Origin of the sequence: Bacillus sp. es.036, from assembly GCF_002563635.1 — a bacterium.
Classification (GTDB): domain Bacteria; phylum Bacillota; class Bacilli; order Bacillales; family Guptibacillaceae; genus Guptibacillus.
Map to the genome: position 1 here is coordinate 3,409,981 of NZ_PDIZ01000001.1, position 16,202 is coordinate 3,426,182.

Below are 16,202 nucleotides of genomic sequence, written 5' to 3' on the forward strand. Positions count from 1 at the left end.
TCATCCCTTCTTGTTTGTTTCCTTATCCTCCACTGCATTCGTGAGATCATCAATTTTCTTTTCAAGTCGAACGAGCAAATAAAGAGAGACGACAATCGGAAATCCTAAATCACCGATAATCGCGTTAATCACTGTTGTGATGCTCATGAACTCCCCTCCTTTCCTGCAGCCTTTAACTTCTCAAGGGCTCGTTTACGCCTTCTGCTCACGGCTTGCTGTGAAATACCAGCCGTTCTAGCAATCTCCGTATCAGATAGCTCGAAGCGATAAAAAAGGTCTAGAACCTCTTTCTGCTTTGAAGTTAACCTGCTAAAAGCAAGATAAAGGGATTTCTGCTGTATACTCTCTTCAAACGCTCGTTCTCCATCACTTGTCGAGCTTTCAATTAAATCAATCCAGGCAGCATCTGAGGCTCCTACAGGCTGATCAAGTGTGAGAGGAAAACGAAGATGCCCAAGTCTACGCTTTCGATCAAAGTTAATGGCCGTGTAACGAATGAGCTTCGTCACATAAGCGATAAATCGGATTTCAGTGTAATACTTATGAAAAAGAGAATTGAGCCTGTTTAACGCTTCACGATCCTGCGATTCATAAGCCTCCATAAAACTTGTCCAATGCGCTTCTTCTTGAATAAACGACTGAAACAAGAGATTTCCCTTTAACTCCTCCATCACTTTATCTAAACGCCATTCATTCTTCATCCTCACCTCTCCTTTCTCTGTCTGTAGGAATGAAAGTATGCTGAAAGATAAAAATCACAACCATTATTTCGAACGTATGTTCTTATTTTAATTATAGAAAAAACTCATGCAAATAACCATGAGTCAATACTGCCTATTTAACATAGGTCGATCGAACTAGAGAGAAAGATCAACAAGCAGGCCTTTTATTTCACCAACTAGCGATAATAAGGACATCCCATTCCTCTCTTTGTCTCGCATCTCTTCCTGAATTTCAATGAGCTTGTTCTCTACCGTTTCCACAAGCTTATACGTACGACTTCTTCCATAGTGATCCATGCTCTTTTTCTCGGAAAGCGTAAGGCCCTGGCTAACCGCTTCTTCAAGAAACTGTTTTACCATCCTCTTGTAGGCAGATAAGTTCTGAAACGTTCGTTCCTTTCCAAGTAGCTCACCCTGACGGTCAATTTGTTGCAGAAGACGCTGAAGTTCAGCCCCTTTCAGCTCTTTAGACGCCTCCTGAATCACAGACTGAAACGCAACCTGCTTGTTTCCTTTTGGCAAATCTAGCTTTAAAGGATCAACTGATGGTTTACCATGCTGCTGAATTTTCATCGCTGTTCAGACCTTCCATGTAAATTGACGATCAGCTCTACTTCTCCGATCCCGCAGTTTAATATCCGCGCAATGTCCGCTACCGAAAAGCCCTGCTGGTGAAGCTGAACGGCTTTTTGGTTTCGTTCATTATGAGCGGAAGGATGCTGAACAATAACCGGTTTCGTTGCCTCCTCGACTTGAGGAGCACGAGCCTGCTCTAAAACGCGAAGGCGCGTATCCAGCTGGTTTTCGCGTTTATCGACGTAGGATTTCACTTCGTTTAAGAGACGGTCATTCTCTTCCTCAAGCTGTTCGATATAGACTTCCATACTGGCCGCGATCTCTTCTCGTCCCGCTCCCTTCGTTTGCTTTAGAAAAAGAAGCACGATACATAGAAAGCTCACAAGATGAAGCGCAATGCTAATAAAAATGAATGGATACATAAGGATCACTCCGATTACATTGATTGAACATGTTCTTTGTTAGCGCGGAGGACACCCTTCATCCGAAGGAGCGCTCTCGAGTGTAGCTGGGAAATTCGACTTGTTGATAATCCTAGAATTCTTGCAATCTCAGTAAGCGTCAATTCTTCAAAATAAACGAGCGAGACGACAAGCTTTTCCTTGTCAGGTAAGCGGTCAATCGTTTCAGCTAATAGTTCTTTAATAAAATGATTGTGTAGATGTTTTTCTGGTAAATCGGCATGCTCGTTTTCAATCACGCTATACCGTTCGATTTTTTGCTGTTCATCCTCTTGTACAGGCTCATCGACCGATACCATTGTCGATAATGATGCATCTTGAATCACGCGCTGCACTTCTTCAACTGTCATACCAAGGAACTCGGCCACATCATGGTCAGTACTGGATGTTTGATTTCGCTGTTCTAAAACTGCATAAGCTTCTTCGATTTTACGCGCCTTGTCACGTACGGAGCGTGGCACCCAATCATTGTGACGAAGGCCATCAATGATCGCGCCTTTAATCCGCCAGCCGGCGTATGTTTCAAATTTCAAATCACGTTCTGGCTCGAACTTTTCAAGTGCATCAAGAAGCCCCTGATAGGCGAAACTCGTAAGGTCATCACGCTGAACGGTAGATGGGAGAGCGGCCGCATATCGTTGCACAGCGAAATCAACAAGCGGACGATAAAGCGAAATAAGATGGTTCCCTGCCTCTTCCTGTTTCTCCTCTTTCCACGCTCTCCAATATTCGGTTGTCTGTTTATCCATTTTGGATTTCATGAAGTTCACCACCTGAAAAATTCTTCCTGCTTATTTATGAAACAGTATCTTCGTTAAAAACCCTTTCACGCCAAGCTTATAAACAGAAGGAAGGTTTAAATACGATCGAACCAATTCGTCTATTGCCTTTGCCGCTTTCGAATTTGGATATTCAAGTAAATAGGGTGACTGTGCGATAACCGCTTTACGCACAAAAGGATCATCTGGAATCGCCCCAAGTAAATCAATCGACTTATTTAAAAACTGAACAGAGGCTTTTTGGAAATTAAGGGACGTACGTTCACCCTCTTCCTTCGTAAGGGATCGATTCACGATCAGTTTGACAGAAGCTTGTTTATTTTTTTCATTGAGCGCTTTTAGAACGCTATACCCATCTGTAATCGAAGGTGGCTCAGGATTAATGACAAGAAAAACATCATCAGCCGCTTGAAGAAACCGCATCCCTTCATAAGTGAGCCCCGCGCCTGTATCGAGAATAATGTAGTCCACTTTGCCTTGAAGCGAACCCACTTCTTTAAAAAAATGATTTAATTGCTGGCCGTCTAACGTAAGAATTTTTCCGATTCCATGACCACCTGCTAAATATTGAAGACCATTTATCCCAGTTTCAACGACGGCTTCAAGTGGTAGCTGCTTCTCGAGCATCGTCATAATGGTTTCTTTCGGCGTAACCCCCATCAGCACATCAAGGTTTGCCATACCGACATCTAAATCAAAAATCACTACTTTTTTATTTAACGCAACAAGACTAAGAGCAAAATTAAGCGATACATTCGACTTTCCAACGCCGCCTTTTCCACTTGTTACAGCGATCACTTTTGTATTTCGATTACTTGAACCAGAATGAAGGCGACGTTTCACTTCTTGACGTAATTGATTCGCTTGATCAGCCATCTCATCGTCCCCCCATCACCAGATCAAGGAGGAACTCTGGTGTCGTTTTCACGAGATCATCGGGTACGTTCTGCCCAGTTGTTAGGACCGTAATCGGAAGGTTGTAATCTTCCATAAAATTAAAAATTGGTCCTCGAACTGTCGTTTCATCCATCTTCGTCATCATCACTTCCGATACCCCGAGCGACTGAAAATTATCGGCAATCAAACTCATATCAGAATAACGATGGGTAAGGCTTAACATGAGCGTAATCGACAGTTCCTGACCGGATAAAAGCGTTTCTAGCTGTGTAATATAGCCATACTGCTGATAATTCCGTCCCGCCGTGTCCATAAGAATGACGTCGCAAGTGGAAAGGCGTTCAAGTGACTGTTCTAAATCGGCAGGAGACTGGACAACTTCCATCGGTATTCCTAAGATATCGGCATACGTTCGAAGCTGTTCGACTGCGGCAATCCGGTACGTATCTGACGTAATAAGGCCAACGGATTGACGCTCTTTCAATAATAAATGCCCGGCTATTTTTGCAATTGTCGTTGTTTTCCCCACTCCTGTTGGACCAACGAAGCACCGTATTTTCTTCGGTTCACTTCTTATACTAGGATAATTCTTTATTCGTTTCGCAAATTCCTGTCTCATCCATGTAAAAGCATCTTCTTTTGTATAACTTGGATAAGATTTTGATTTAATCAGTAGTTCCGCCATGACACCTGAGCGAATTGCCTGCGAGAATTCGTGTGCTTCTAAAAAGGCTTGTACCGGCTTTAACTGTTTCGGCAAACGCTCATTCTCCATCATTTGCATCATGATTTCTTTCATCGATTTTAGCTCACCAAGCACCTGAGTCTCAGCTTCTGGCTGTTTGTCCAGCCCCTGCTCTTCTACTCGTTCAGGCGCCTCTTCCCGACGCTTTTTTTCTGACTGCAGTAGCGTCGCAAACTCTGTCTCTTCTTTCGCTACTTTTTCCTCATCAAGAGCAGCGAGCACTTCAAGGCGCTGTTTCTGAAATAATCCGAAAATCCCGCCTACTTTTACTTTTTTCGTATTTAAAATAACAGCATTTTGGCCGAGATCCTGCCTAATAAGGGGCATCGCTTCACGAAGGTGGATGACAACATAGCGTTTGATCTTCATGGTAGATTAATCACTCCTACACTTTGGACTTCAACATCAGGCTCTAGCTCGCTATAGGAAAGAATCGTGAGCTCAGGCATATAGCGCTCTAGAAATTGGCGTAAATACATGCGGATCGCAGGTGACGTTAATAGGATTGGCTGAATGCCTGACTGCTGAAGGCGGCTTACCTGCTGCAGTACTTCCTGATAAATGGTTTGCGATGTTTCAGGATCAAGCGCTAAGTAACTTCCCTGATCCGATTGCTGAACCGATTCCGCGAAGCGCTTTTCAAGTCGCGCCCCTGCTGTTAAGACTTTCACAGGCTCACCAGGTATCGCTACTTGTGACGTGATCTGGCGAGATAATGACTGACGCACATATTCCGCTAATACATCAGTATCTTTCGTACGCACGCCGTTATCGGCTAACGATTCAAGAATCATATCCAAAGATCGAATCGAGACTTTCTCTTTCAACAGCCTCATTAGCACTTTCTGCACATCACCGATTGTTAGGATATTCGGAATCAGTTCTTCTAGAACAGCTGGAGAGGATTCTCTGACGTTATCGAGCAAGTGCTTCACTTCCTGACGACTTAACAACTCATGCGCATGGCGCTTAATTACTTCTGTTAAGTGGGTGGAAACAACTGACGGTGGATCAACAATCGTGTAGCCCGATAGCTCGGCGCGATCTTTCATTTCTTCCGTTACCCATAGAGCTGGCAATCCGAAAGCGGGTTCTACCGTTTCAATCCCTGTAATGGTTTCATCTTCTAAACCGCTACTCATCGCAAGGTATTGATCCAGCCGAACCTCTCCACCAGCTACGCGGTTTCCTTTTATTTTGATCACGTACTCGTTCGGTTCGAGCTGGATGTTGTCACGAATTCGAATAACAGGCACGACAATCCCGAATTCAAGGGCGATTTGCCTGCGAATCATGATGACGCGATCGAGAAGATCACCGCCCTGTTTTTGATCGGCTAGTGGAATAAGCCCATAGCCAAACTCAAACTCAATTGGATCGACTTGAAGAAGACTCGTCACGCTTTCTGGCTTTTTCATTTCTTCGACTTCTTCGTCGCCTGCGGCTAATTCAACTTCTTTCGTTTGATCCAGATTCTTTTGCATCGTCCAGCCTCCATAGACGAGGAGCCCTGCGATTGGAAATGTGAGAAGCGGATTAATCGGTGTCGCAAGGCCTAGGAGCGCCACAACCGCTCCAACAACGTAAAGAAGCTTCGGATAAGCAAAGATTTGCGAGGTGATATCAGATCCTAGATTGCCATCTGATGCTGCTCGCGTTACGACAATTCCCGTCGCTGTTGAAATGAGCAGCGCAGGAATTTGACTAACAAGCCCATCGCCAATCGAGAGAAGCGTAAACGTCGTTGCGGCATCGCCCACTGGCATCCCATGAACGACCATTCCGATAATAAGTCCACCGATAATATTAATTAACGTAATGACAATCCCGGCAATCGCATCGCCTTTTACGAACTTACTGGCTCCGTCCATCGCCCCATAAAAGTCAGCTTCACGCGCAATTTTTTCTCGGCTTACTTTCGCCTCGCGATCTGAAATCATACCTGCGTTCAAATCAGCATCAATGCTCATTTGCTTCCCTGGCATCGCGTCGAGCGTAAATCGAGCAGCTACTTCAGCCACTCGTTCGGATCCTTTTGTAATAACAATGAATTGAATAATAACAAGAATCAGGAATACAAGGAGTCCGATGACAACACTTCCGCCAACAACAAAGGAACCAAACGTTTCAATCACCTGTCCACCTGTTTTGTTCGTTAAAATAGAGCGAGTCGTCGAGACGTTTAAGCCCAGGCGGAAGAGCGTTGTTAATAACAACAGCGATGGAAAAATCGAGAACTGGAGCGCTTCTTTCGTATTCATCGCAACAAGGATGATCGTGAGCGCTAGGCTAATGTTCATCATAATGAGAAAATCGAGTAAGAGCGGAGGGAACGGGATCACCATCATGATCACAATCATAATGACGGATACGAGCACGGCATAATCTTTTATTTTCATCGTCAGTTCCCTCCTCCCGGGTAGCCTTTTATGCTATAAACGTAAGCAAGTATTTCTGCGACAGCCTTAAATAGCTCTTCCGGTACACCATCACCAATGTCCACCTGATGATAAAGCGCACGCGCAAGCTGGACATTTTCCGTCGTAATAATCTCGTGCTCTTTCGCTTTTTCTTTAATCTTTTGCGCCACGTAATCCATCCCTTTCGCGACGACTGTCGGCTTATCCATTTCTTTCGGATCGTACCGAAGCGCAACGGCAAAGTGCGTAGGGTTCGTGATAACGACGTCCGCGTTTGGAATTTCTGAGATCATGCGGTTCATTCCAAGCGCACGCTGCTTTTCTTTAATCTTTGATTTAATGAGCGGGTCACCCTCGCTCTTTTTATATTCATCTTTAATGTCCTGTTTTGACATACGGATGTTTTTTTCAAAGTCATATTTCTGATAAACATAGTCTAATAGGGCTAAAAATAATAAGAGTATTCCTACAGCTAAGCCCGTTTGGACGATGAGTGAGCCTACAAGAGCAGTGGCTTCCCCAATCGACTTTTGCGAAATAAGCATCACTTCATCTCGCTTATTCCAAAGGACAATAAACGTAACGGCTGAAATAAAGGTAATCTTAATTAACGATTTTAAAAGTTCTACGAGCGTTCGAGCTGAGAAAATCCTCTTCGCTCCTTTTATCGGATCAATCCGCTCAAGTTTTGCCTGGAGCGGATCAGTAGAAACGAGAAAACCAACCTGCATATAGTTTCCTAGCACGCCCATGATAAGGGAGATCCCCATTAGTGGTGCTGCAATCAGCGCAGCTTTCCAGACGTTTTCTTTTAACATGCGATCGACGTTTTGCTCTGTGAGCGTCCAGTTCGTGATTTGGACAAGGTTGCCTCGAATCATCGATTGAAGACTTTCAATCATCCATCCGCCAATGAACGACATAAATAAAAAAACGCCTATCATCATAAATGCGGATGGAATCTCAGCACTTCTTGCTACCTGACCTTTTTTACGAGATTCCTGTTTCTTTTGCGGTGTTGCTTTCTCCGTCTTTTCCTGTGAAAAGAACTGAAGATCCATCTGGAAGCGATATGTTCGCATCGTACTACCCACCCAATAGTTGAATAAGCTGGCCCATCGTATCCAGCATCTCTTGAAACACCCCTCGTAGTAAAAAGAAAAAAGTTGGAATCGTGACAAGAATAAGGACGAAGCCGACAAAGATTTTTAACGGCAATCCGACAACAAAAATGTTTACCTGCGGGACAGCACGTGCAAGTAGTCCTAACGCCACGTCGACTAGAAATAAAGAGGCAACGATCGGAAGCGCCAGCTGAAAAGCAGAGAAAAACATCCCAGAAAATACTTCAGCGATAAAGCGAGCAAGTGGCTGACTATCCGCCTGACTAAGGAGTGCGTTAGCCGGTAAAAGCTCATAGCTTCTAACAAGTCCGTCAAGCATCATATGATGACCGTCAACAGATACGAGAAAGAGTAAGGCAAGCATGTATTTAAAGTTTCCGATAATCGGTACCTGCGTTCTCGTCTGTGGATCAATGACATTCGCAATGACAAAGCCCATCTGAAAATCGATGAAGGCCCCTGCAACTTGCACTGTATAAAGGATGAGGGAAGCAATAAAGCCTAGCGACAGACCAATAAATAACTCTTTTAAAATGTAGATGATAAACGTCAGATCAAGTGCTAAATCTGTTTCTGCTCCTAAGCCGGCTGTTACAATCAAAGCTATAAAAAACCCAAGTCCCACTTTAAAACGGTTTGGAACGCTTCTTGTTGAGAAAATGGGTGCTGTAATAAAGAATGACGTTGCCCTCATGAAAACGAGTAAAAACAAGGGCAGAGCGTTAACGACACTTTCCATCTTTAGCCGATAAACCTGTATAAGTTTTGGTATAAGTTCGTTGTGTAATCGAGTAGCGTTGTGAGCATCCACGGTCCAAACAAAACAATCGTTAACAGTACGGCAACGATTTTTGGTATAAACGCTAGCGTCTGTTCTTGAATTTGCGTCATCGCCTGAAACACACTGACGATTAACCCCACACCAAGAGCGATTAACAGAAGTGGAGCTGAAATAATAATCACGGTATAAACTGCATCTTCTGCAAGTGAAATGACCATATCTGGCGTCATCGTCGACCTCCTTAGAAGCTTAATAGAAGTGATTCGACGACCAAATACCAGCCATCGACAAGCACAAATAATAGAATTTTAAACGGAAGAGAAATCATAACCGGCGGTAGCATCATCATCCCCATCGCCATGAGCGTTGAGGCTACAACCATATCGATAATGAGAAATGGAATAAAAATAATAAATCCAATCTGAAACGCCGTTTTCAGTTCTGAAATCGCAAAAGCTGGAACGAGTGCGGTTAAGCGAATGTCTTCCACTGATTCCGGCTTCTCTAGCTCTGCGTACTTATAAAAGAGAGCAAGATCTTTTTCGCGCGTATGCCCCGCCATAAACTCTTTGATCGGCAGTTCGGCCGCATCGAGCGCTTCTTCCTGTCCGATCTCTTCATTTAAATATGGCTGTAGCGCCTCACTATTAATCTCTGAAAGGACAGGGGACATAACGAAAAAGGTTAGAAACAGAGCGAGTCCAATGAGTACCTGATTCGGTGGCATTGACTGCGTCGCAAGGGCTGAGCGAACGAAGGAAAGAACAACAACGATTCTCGTAAAACACGTCATCAACACCAGAATTGCCGGGGCAAGCGAGAGAACAGTTAAAAGCAGGACGAGCTGAATGGTGACGGACACATCTTCTGTGGCGTTTGATCCAAAATCAAGGCCAGGAATCGTTAAGTTTATGAGCAAATCCATTACTTATCGTCCCTTTCATCGCCGTCGTCCCAATAGTTCTTCCGTTTGTTTCGCTGTTTTTTTAAACTTGCCTGAATCATCTCTTGAACGCCCGTTTGCTTTTGATTCATAAAGGAGAAGCCTGAGTTCTGCTCTTCCGCCTGCTCTAAGATGCTCTCTACTTCTTCCTTATCTTCAATTTCTTTCAGTAAATTCACGTTGTCGCCTACGCCAATCATATAGAGCGAATCGCCAACCTTCACCAGTTGAACCGATTTATTGTTACCGAGCGGCGTTCCCCCAATCGGCGTAAAAACCGAATGATGCTGAAGCTTTTGCTGCCGCTTTGATAGAAACCGAATAAGTAAATAGATCAACCCAACGACGACGATCGTATAGAAAACGAGCTTAATAAGAAGAAAGAAAATGTTCGTGTTCGCTCCCTCTACTTCAACCGGCTCTTCTTGAGGTTCAGAAGGCTCGTCTCCATCTTCCTTTAGCCAGTCTGTTACGCTACCGTTATTAGCAGCTGCTACAACAGGGTCAGGCAGAAAGATAACAAGGCAAAAAAGGAGTGTCATGATGCTAATCACATGCTGTCTCATCTGTAAACACTCCTTCTAACGCAGCTTTGACAAACGCTCGGCTGCACTTAAAATGTCTGTTACCCTGACGCCGAAGTTTTCATCAATCACGACCACTTCACCTTTGGCAATGAGTTTACTATTAATTAAAATATCGACCGGCTCTCCGGCAAGCTTATCTAGCTCTAAAATCGATCCATGGGAAAGTTCAAGTATGTCTTTTACAATGCGCTTCGTTCGGCCTAGTTCTACCGTCACCTGAAGCGGAATATCAAGTAACATATTCAAATTGCGTTGCTCACCGTACGGATGATCTTCTTGGCTGAAATTCGTGAACTGAACGTTTTGGATATTCGGCTCAGGTTCTTTCACGCGTGATGCAAAAGAATCAATTGGTGCCTTTTCTTCGTTAACCTTTTCAGGCTGTTTTGATTGCTGCAATTCGCCCTCCTGCTCCTTTGCCTTCTGTGTCTCTTGCTGCTCTGCTGCTTGAAGGTCTTCCGCACTGACGAGCAGTTCGCTCATTTGCTTTGCTACGCTTCCTGGCACCACATGGTGGACCACAGTTTGTACTATTGAACCGATTGAAAGCTCGAACGTAATATCGACATAAATCGGTTCTGTTCCTTTTTCGACAAGTACGGAGTTTGCTGACTCAGAGACAACCTGGAGATTTGTAAACGCCCCAGAAAATGAAGAGCCTGAAGCCATGCTCAGCCCCTTATGGATACTGTCCATCATGCCTGTCATCACAGCGGTTAAGCTCTTATCCACACTTTCATCGCCTTCATCGCCTTTGGCTACTTGCCAAATATCAGCCATATCCTGAGCATCAGGAGGGTTCACCATCATGATCGTTTCTCCAGCCGCTGCTCCCTCATAGCGAATCGCTGCTTCTACATAAGGGAGAGACACTTCTTGAAAACGATCTTCAGGAAGAATCTCCATCGAGACATTCGATACAAACACATCTTGCATAAAAACAGATGAAAGTGTAGTCGTAAGACTGCCAATTGCAACGCTAAACAGCTCGCTCAGCGCTTCCTTTTCAACCTGATGAAAAGATACGACGTCTTCCTCCTTCCCTGCGGCTGCTTCATGAAATAACGCATTGATTTCTTCTTTTGAAAGGCGATCATCCGTCATGCCCTATTTCCTCCTCTTCCTTCACTTCAGTAATTTGTACAGCCATTCGACCTTTTGACGTTCCAGGCTGTCCATGAAATTTCACGCGGTTATCAACTTTAACAATGAGCGGATCAGACACCGTTTGGTTTAAGCGAATGACGTCTCCATCTTCTAAATTCAAAAATTCTTCAATGGTTATTTCAGAATGACCAAGCTCTGCAACAATGCCTAAATTGGTTTTTTTCAGTCTCTTCTCAAGTTCCTTGCTTTCCTGAGGCTCGCGATCCTTTTTTTGATTGGAAAGCCAGTGATGAGCGGAAAGTCTTGGCATGATTGGTTCAAGAACGACGTGCGGAAGGCAAAGGCGAATATTGCCACTCACTTCTCCTACTTTTACACGTAGGGTAACGGTTACGACCGTTTCGTTTGGTGATACAATTTGAAGAAAATGCGGGTTCACTTCAAGCTCTTTTAATTCCGTTTTCAGCTTAAGAACGGACGTCCAGGCGTCTTGAAAACTTTCTAGGATTTTACTAAAAATCCGCTCAATCACCATCGTCTCAATTTCAGTTAGATGAGAGAGCTTATCTGGTTGAACACCTTGACCTCCAAGCATGCGATCAAGCATCGCATACGCGAGCTCTGGCGCCACTTCAAGCACCATCTGTCCTTGTAATGGTGAAGCAACAAAGAGACTAAGAATCGAGTTCTCTGTGATCGACTTCACAAATTCTTCAAATGGCATCTGATCAACAGAATGAACGGAGGCTTGAATGATCGTCCGAAGCTGAGCGGATGAATAGGTCGTCATAAGCCGCGCATAGTTCTCATGAATACGCGTTAAAATTCGAATGTGGTCTTGAGAAAAGCGAAGCGCTCTTTTAAAATCGTACGTTTGCACTTTTCGTTCTTTCATTGGCTTCTTCTGCCCAGGTTCATCAATAGCAGCAAGAAGCGCATCGACAGTTGCTGGCGATAGCATATCAGACAACATGGTCACCCCCGTTCGTCTATTTTTTCTCTAATACGTTAATGTTACGGTAAAATTCCGTAACGAGCTGTTTCACTTCATCGATTGATTCCATCACCACATAGCGTTTTCCATTCGTTAATAGAATCATCGTATCCGGCGTTGATTCAATCGTTTCAATATAAATCGCATTCAACATCATCGTTTCTCGATTTAATTTCGTTAACGGTATCATATGAACAGAGCAGGCCGAGGGAAAAATAGCCCCTCAGCCCTTCCCCCCTATCGTTTTAAATTGACGATTTCTTGAAGGATCTCATCTGACGTTGTAATCACTCTTGAGTTCGCCTGGAAGCCACGCTGTGCTACGATCATTTCCGTGAATTCTTCGGTTAGATCAACGTTGGACATTTCGAGTTGGCCGGCGACGACGCGCGATCCTTCTGGAAGGCCTGGTTCTGTATCTAATTCACCCGACTTGTCTGTAACTAGAAAAAGAGAGTTACCTACCTTATTAAGTCCTGCTGGGTTTGTAACTGTACCTATTCCTAGTTTGATAGGAGCCTGTGGCGTCCCATCAACATCTGTAAAAGTAATATTTCCATCTCGATCAATGCTATTAATTTGCCCAATGCCGGTGATAGGTTGATCATCCTCATCTAATACATTGTACCCTTGCGTTGTTACAAGCTCACCTGCTGCATTTAACTGGAAGGAGCCAGAACGAGCAAGGAATTCTTGGCCATCTGCGCCTGCTTTCACTCTAAAATACCCATCCCCTTGAATGCTAAGATCCGTTTGAACACCTGTCGTCATCGGTGATCCTGGGCTATCGACCATATTAATAGCAGAAACAGAAGAACCAAGCCCGACTTGCATCGAGTTAACGGAGTTTCCAGCTACGCTTTGACTAAGCATATCTTCAAACAGCACTCTACTTTTCTGGTAACCTACTGTATTCACGTTGGCGATATTATTCCCAATCACGTCTAGCTTCGTTTGAAAGCCTCTCATTCCTGAAACGCCTGAGTACATTGAATTTAACAAGTTGTTTCCCCCTCTAATTGTGTCGCTGCTTCAATCGGTCCACAGCGAATCGGCCTCCTGCTCGGTCCGGCCACTATAAAATAAGTGCTGAATCAATGTTCGTTACGATTTGGTTTTCCATATTGTCCTGCTTCATGGCGGTAATGACTTTGTTGTTTTTAACGCTAACAACAAATGCGAGATCCTTCATCAGCATGAGCGATTCCTTTGATCCTTTTTCTCGCGCTTTCTCCACTCCGTTATTCAACTGTTGAAGCTGCTGATCTGAAAGCGAAATCCCGTTTTGCTCGAGTCGAACTTGAGCATGATGACTAAATGAAACGTGAGACTCAATCGTTTGTTTTAACTGATCTGCAAAAGAACTTGCTTCCTGCTTTTTAACCGATTGAATGGGTTGCTTCGGATAATATGCCTGATTGACTTGAATATTTGCCATGCTATTCCCTCGTTTCGATACGCTCTAAAAGGGAAACGTTTACTTGTTTTCCATTATCAAGTTCTGCGAGTACGGTGCCTTCTTTGTATAAAACGGCCTGAACCTTTCCAGAGCTAACCTCGTTATTCTCTTGCCACTGAACGCTTTTTCCAATTAAATCAGCGAAATCTGTCATCGAGCTTTGTAACTGACGATCAACGAATTTGGTCAACGATGTATTCATGTTTGTCATTTGCTCGAGTGAACTAAATTGCGCCATCTGTCCAATGAATTCAGCGTCCTGCATCGGCTGCATCGGATCCTGATTGGAAAGCTGGGCAACGAGAATTTTTAAGAAGTCATCCTTTCCAAGCTTACCTGGCAGCTCGGTCTTTTGCGTTTGAACAGCTTGTGTGGCTGTGACGGAGCTTGTGTTCATGGTATCCCTCCTAAATGGCGTAGTTAATTCCGCCGGACGTGCTTTCTTCTCTTTCGTTTGTTACGAGCGGATTGTCCTCTAATTCGTATTCGCCTTTTCGATCATGCCGCCGCTTTCCTTGCTGAAACTGCCCCTGCTCTCCCCGTCCATCCTGCATGAACGTATCTGTCGAACTCTGCTGAACGACTTCCACTTTATCCAGTTGGATGCCCTGCTGAACGAGCGTATGACGAAGCTGATGAAGCTGTGATTCGATCAATTCTTTTGCGCCTGCAGTCGCGGTCACGATATGCGCTGTCACTTTCCCATCTGATGTTGTTAACCGAATATCAAGCTGTCCGAGATTTTCTGGAGAAAGCTTAATTCTGATGTTTGTTTCATCACCATTTTTGGAAAGTTGCATGCGCTCCGTTATCATTTCACTTAGTTCCGTGTTCAAGTAACGAGCTTGCACAGGTGCTTCTTTAACAAGTGTCTCGCTTTGCTTTACTAGCGGAAGACCGTCTGGTTTTTCGTCCAATTGAACGTCATCACCCAACGTTTCAGTAGCTGTTTGTTCCAAGTTATCCAGTTGCTCAGTTTCCGTTTGATCAACTTGTGGCCTTGCTTTTTCCCCTTCTTCCAAGACAGGTCTTTGCTGCTCGTCCTCCACAATCGGTTCTTGCTTTTCTAGCTGAGGAGTTTGATCGACTGTTACATCAAGATTTTTTTGGTGTGATGACTGTTCAGCTGTCAATTGCTTTATGATCTCGAGTGATTTTGTTGCCTCTTGCCCTTTCGCAACTTCAATCATCTTTACCTCTTCAAGCGGCTTCGGATTAGCTAAAACTTCTTTTGCACCTTGCACCTTCAACCATTCTTGCTTCGAAAACTCAGGTAAAATTTCTAAGCCATTTTTTCCTTGTAACTGCAAACTTGACTCATTTACCTTGGAAACTACTGATTCAAGAGGTTGTTGATTTCCAAACTGCTCCATGTCCATCAATTTCTGATTCGTAAAAACAGTTAGGATGAACCCTTGCTGGCTTCCACTTTTTACTTGTACGTTCTCACTGCTTTCAAGATATCCCTGAAGCTTAGGCGAACTGGACGCTTGGCTACCTTGAATGTCTAACGGATGTGCTCCATTATTTATCATCTGAAGATTGAGCGGTAGTTCAGCTTCACCGTATGGAATTTTTCCATCACCCTGCTCCAATGCCCTCTCGCCTGCAGTTCCTTGATCTTTACCCGCTTCTTGCTCATTCACCTTTACTCCTAAAGCACTTAACAAAGTTGAAAAGTTAGTTGAATTGGCTGTTGGCTTAGGCTGCACGATCACGCTTTTTCCAAGTGACTGGATGGCGTTCACTTTTTCACCTCCTTCGCTAGATCAGCGACGTAACTCGATGAAACCGATTCTTCCATTTCTGCGAGTAAAGCCTTACGCTTGTCATCTCCTAGTTCTTTAAGAATGGAGAGTCCCACTTCTTTCTCTTCTTCAGATTGAGACATCTTCGAAAGGATACCGGCCGCTTCTTCTTCAGGCATTTCGGATAAGTCTTTGGCAACATCTGATGTAGAGAGCGAACTGTCTTCACGGTCAATCGCATTCATGAGAAGCGTCATTCTTTCTTGCATCGCCGCAATCTCGGGATCTTCTGCTTTTTCAAGATCTCTTAAGGCGATAGTAAGATCCGCCGCAACAGCTGCGTTCATTTTACCGAGCACTGCCGCTTGCTCTGTACTTCCCATCGCATCGAGTAAGAGAGCAGCCTCATTTAACGTGAGATTTTCCATAATCGAAGCTGACTTTGAAGCTGACATGCCTTCATACGTATTGGCTAATTGCTGAAGCTTCTTCTCGCGCTCCTCTTTGTCGGCTAATTCGCTTTTCATTTCTTCCGATAGCGATTCAAGCTCAGACTGCTTCTTCCCTAGCTCAATTTCTTTTTCGTCCAACTTCTTTTTTAATCCAGATATTTCGGTATCTCTCTCATCGATTTCTTTCTTAAGCAGCTCTTCTTCATTTTGATCAGTAGCTTCAGCCGTTAAATTGTTCTCAACATAAGCGATCGGCTTTTTTGTGAGTGAAGTTGCCACTGCGAACAGATCATAGCCAAGAAACGGCAGAACGACGAGCAGTACGGTCGCCATAAAGGCAAGCGGCAAAAGAAAACCGTGAATGATGCGTTCTTTCCATGAACTTTTCTGTCGCTTTCGCATCTCTC

At 44.2% G+C, this 16,202-nt stretch carries 21 protein-coding genes; all 21 read right to left on the reverse strand.

What is annotated here, in order from left to right; translation table 11 throughout:
• On the reverse strand, window positions 1-147 hold the full coding sequence (locus ATG70_RS17070) for a YvrJ family protein (RefSeq protein WP_098445448.1): 147 nt from the start codon (window positions 145-147) through the stop codon (window positions 1-3).
• Window positions 144-701, reverse strand: a complete 558-nt coding sequence (locus ATG70_RS17075) for a sigma-70 family RNA polymerase sigma factor (protein WP_098445449.1) — start codon at window positions 699-701, stop codon at window positions 144-146. Before ATG70_RS17075 ends, ATG70_RS17070 begins: the two co-directional genes overlap by 4 nt.
• 156 nt (window positions 702-857) lie before the next feature.
• On the reverse strand, window positions 858-1,295 hold the full coding sequence (locus tag ATG70_RS17080) for a YaaR family protein (RefSeq protein WP_098445450.1): 438 nt from the start codon (window positions 1,293-1,295) through the stop codon (window positions 858-860).
• The gene (locus ATG70_RS17085; RefSeq protein WP_098445451.1) at window positions 1,292-1,720 is read right to left on the reverse strand and encodes a DUF6115 domain-containing protein; all 429 of its coding nucleotides are present in this window, start codon (window positions 1,718-1,720) and stop codon (window positions 1,292-1,294) included. Before ATG70_RS17085 ends, ATG70_RS17080 begins: the two co-directional genes overlap by 4 nt.
• Before the next feature lie 14 nt (window positions 1,721-1,734).
• The gene (locus ATG70_RS17090) at window positions 1,735-2,520 is read right to left on the reverse strand and encodes a FliA/WhiG family RNA polymerase sigma factor (protein WP_098445452.1); all 786 of its coding nucleotides are present in this window, start codon (window positions 2,518-2,520) and stop codon (window positions 1,735-1,737) included.
• Between the two features lie 30 nt (window positions 2,521-2,550).
• Entirely contained in the window at window positions 2,551-3,414 is an 864-nt protein-coding gene (locus ATG70_RS17095) for a MinD/ParA family protein (protein WP_098445453.1), read from the reverse strand.
• A 1-nt stretch (window position 3,415) separates the two neighbouring features.
• Window positions 3,416-4,549, reverse strand: coding sequence for a flagellar biosynthesis protein FlhF (gene flhF / locus ATG70_RS17100; RefSeq protein WP_098445454.1), 1,134 nt, complete (start codon window positions 4,547-4,549; stop codon window positions 3,416-3,418).
• Window positions 4,546-6,579, reverse strand: a complete 2,034-nt coding sequence (gene flhA, locus ATG70_RS17105; RefSeq protein WP_098445455.1) for a flagellar biosynthesis protein FlhA — start codon at window positions 6,577-6,579, stop codon at window positions 4,546-4,548. The genes flhF and flhA overlap by 4 nt, the downstream gene beginning before the upstream one ends.
• A gap of 2 nt (window positions 6,580-6,581) precedes the next feature.
• Window positions 6,582-7,682 carry a flagellar biosynthesis protein FlhB gene (flhB, locus tag ATG70_RS17110; RefSeq protein ID WP_098445456.1) on the reverse strand — a complete coding sequence of 367 codons (1,101 nt, stop codon included), beginning with the start codon at window positions 7,680-7,682 and terminating at the stop codon, window positions 6,582-6,584.
• A 4-nt stretch (window positions 7,683-7,686) separates the two neighbouring features.
• A complete protein-coding gene (fliR, locus tag ATG70_RS17115; protein WP_098445457.1) occupies window positions 7,687-8,463 on the reverse strand; it encodes a flagellar biosynthetic protein FliR in 777 nt (258 codons plus the stop codon).
• 2 nt (window positions 8,464-8,465) lie between these two features.
• Complete coding sequence (gene fliQ, locus ATG70_RS17120) at window positions 8,466-8,735, reverse strand: flagellar biosynthesis protein FliQ (RefSeq protein ID WP_098445458.1); 270 nt, start codon at window positions 8,733-8,735, stop codon at window positions 8,466-8,468.
• Window positions 8,736-8,746: 11 nt separating this feature from the next.
• A complete protein-coding gene (gene fliP, locus ATG70_RS17125) occupies window positions 8,747-9,430 on the reverse strand; it encodes a flagellar type III secretion system pore protein FliP (protein ID WP_098445459.1) in 684 nt (227 codons plus the stop codon).
• On the reverse strand, window positions 9,430-10,014 hold the full coding sequence (locus ATG70_RS17130; protein WP_098445460.1) for a flagellar biosynthetic protein FliO: 585 nt from the start codon (window positions 10,012-10,014) through the stop codon (window positions 9,430-9,432). The genes fliP and ATG70_RS17130 overlap by 1 nt, the downstream gene beginning before the upstream one ends.
• Window positions 10,015-10,029: 15 nt before the next feature.
• The gene (gene fliY / locus ATG70_RS17135) at window positions 10,030-11,139 is read right to left on the reverse strand and encodes a flagellar motor switch phosphatase FliY (RefSeq protein WP_098445461.1); all 1,110 of its coding nucleotides are present in this window, start codon (window positions 11,137-11,139) and stop codon (window positions 10,030-10,032) included.
• Complete coding sequence (gene fliM / locus ATG70_RS17140) at window positions 11,129-12,112, reverse strand: flagellar motor switch protein FliM (RefSeq protein ID WP_098445873.1); 984 nt, start codon at window positions 12,110-12,112, stop codon at window positions 11,129-11,131. The genes fliY and fliM overlap by 11 nt, the downstream gene beginning before the upstream one ends.
• Window positions 12,113-12,131: 19 nt before the next feature.
• Entirely contained in the window at window positions 12,132-12,326 is a 195-nt protein-coding gene (locus tag ATG70_RS17145) for a flagellar FlbD family protein (RefSeq protein ID WP_098445462.1), read from the reverse strand.
• A 47-nt stretch (window positions 12,327-12,373) separates the two neighbouring features.
• Window positions 12,374-13,138 carry a flagellar hook-basal body complex protein gene (locus tag ATG70_RS17150; protein WP_098445463.1) on the reverse strand — a complete coding sequence of 255 codons (765 nt, stop codon included), beginning with the start codon at window positions 13,136-13,138 and terminating at the stop codon, window positions 12,374-12,376.
• 73 nt (window positions 13,139-13,211) lie between these two features.
• Window positions 13,212-13,574 carry a TIGR02530 family flagellar biosynthesis protein gene (locus ATG70_RS17155; protein WP_098445464.1) on the reverse strand — a complete coding sequence of 121 codons (363 nt, stop codon included), beginning with the start codon at window positions 13,572-13,574 and terminating at the stop codon, window positions 13,212-13,214.
• A 1-nt stretch (window position 13,575) separates the two neighbouring features.
• Window positions 13,576-13,992 carry a flagellar hook assembly protein FlgD gene (gene flgD / locus ATG70_RS17160; RefSeq protein ID WP_098445465.1) on the reverse strand — a complete coding sequence of 139 codons (417 nt, stop codon included), beginning with the start codon at window positions 13,990-13,992 and terminating at the stop codon, window positions 13,576-13,578.
• 10 nt (window positions 13,993-14,002) lie between these two features.
• Entirely contained in the window at window positions 14,003-15,343 is a 1,341-nt protein-coding gene (locus ATG70_RS17165) for a flagellar hook-length control protein FliK (protein WP_098445466.1), read from the reverse strand.
• On the reverse strand, window positions 15,340-16,197 hold the full coding sequence (locus ATG70_RS17170) for a hypothetical protein (protein WP_098445467.1): 858 nt from the start codon (window positions 16,195-16,197) through the stop codon (window positions 15,340-15,342). The genes ATG70_RS17165 and ATG70_RS17170 overlap by 4 nt, the downstream gene beginning before the upstream one ends.
• Window positions 16,198-16,202: the final 5 nt, after the last annotated feature.